Origin of the sequence: Mesorhizobium sp. M4A.F.Ca.ET.022.05.2.1, from assembly GCF_003998845.1 — a bacterium.
Taxonomy (GTDB): Bacteria; Pseudomonadota; Alphaproteobacteria; order Rhizobiales; family Rhizobiaceae; genus Mesorhizobium.
In genome coordinates, this window is sequence record NZ_RZOJ01000738.1 from 1 (window position 1) to 1186 (window position 1186).

The window sequence follows — 1186 nt, forward strand, 5'->3', positions numbered from 1 at the left end:
GGCACGAAGATCATCGCGGACGGCGCGATGCGCGCGATCATCTGAGCGTCGTGGCCGGCGCCCGAGGTGATGCGCCGGCAGGAAAGGCCGGCGGCTCCGGCAACCTCCTCGACCAGCGAGACGATGCGGGCATCGAAGGTTACCGGCTCGAAACGCGCCAGGCTTTCAGCCTGGACGGTGACGCCGGCGCTCGCGGCAAGGTCCTCAAGAAAGGCGGCGAGCGCCGATTCCTCCTCGCGAAGGTGCGTTTCGTCGGGATCGCGGAGGTCGACGGTGAAGGTCGCCCGCGACGGTATGACGTTGATGGCGTTGGGCTCGAAGGCGATGGTGCCGACGGTGGCGACCGTCGGCGTCGGCGAGGCGCCGGCGCGGTCCGCCAGGAAGCCGATCACCCGCGCGGCGGCGACGCCGGCATCGCGGCGCATCGACATCGGCGTTGTGCCGGCATGGTTGGCCTCGCCCTCGATCGTGATGCGCTGCCAGGAAATGCCCTGCAGGTTTTCGACCGCGCCGACGGCGATGCCCTCGCGCTCCAGCACCGGCCCCTGCTCGACATGCAGTTCGACATAGGCCCGCGGCTTGAGGAAGCCGGGCTCGTGCCTGCCGGCATAGCCGATGCGCTCCAACTCCTTGCCCAGCACCGAGCCGTCGGTGCCGACCGAGGCCAGCGCCTCGTCAAGATCCCGGCCGCCGGCGAAGACCAGCGAGCCCATCATGTCAGGCGAAAACCGCACGCCCTCCTCGTTGGTGAAGGCCGCTACCACGAGCGGGCGCGCCGGCGTAAAGCCGGCCTCCTTCAAACTCTCGATCGCTTCGAGGCCGGCAAGGACGCCATAGCAGCCGTCATAGATGCCAGCGTCGATCACTGTGTCGATATGCGAGCCGAGCATGACCGACGGCTGGCCGGCATTGGCATCATCCTGCCAGATGCCGAAGATGTTGCCGATGCGGTCGACGGCGACTGCGAGCCCTGCGTCCTGCAGCCAGCTGACGAGGCGGTCGCGGCCGAGCTTGTCCATGTCGGAAGCGGCGACACGCACCAGCCTGCCCTGCGCATCGCGGCCAAGGCTGCCGAGCTCTTCGATGCGGCCAAGAAGACGGTCGGCGTTGATCGTCAGATTGCTCATGCCGACCTGGTCGGGATGGCGCCGCAAGAGGTTGCGCGGGCGAGGCAGCCGGCATGAGC

At 68.5% G+C, this 1186-nt stretch carries 1 protein-coding gene; it reads right to left on the reverse strand.

Going from position 1 to position 1186, the window contains the following annotated elements; translation table 11 throughout:
• The coding region (locus EN745_RS35025; RefSeq protein ID WP_145992336.1) for a Zn-dependent hydrolase at nt 1-1127 on the reverse strand (1127 nt) is incomplete at its 3' end.
• Nucleotides 1128-1186 lie beyond the last annotated feature (59 nt).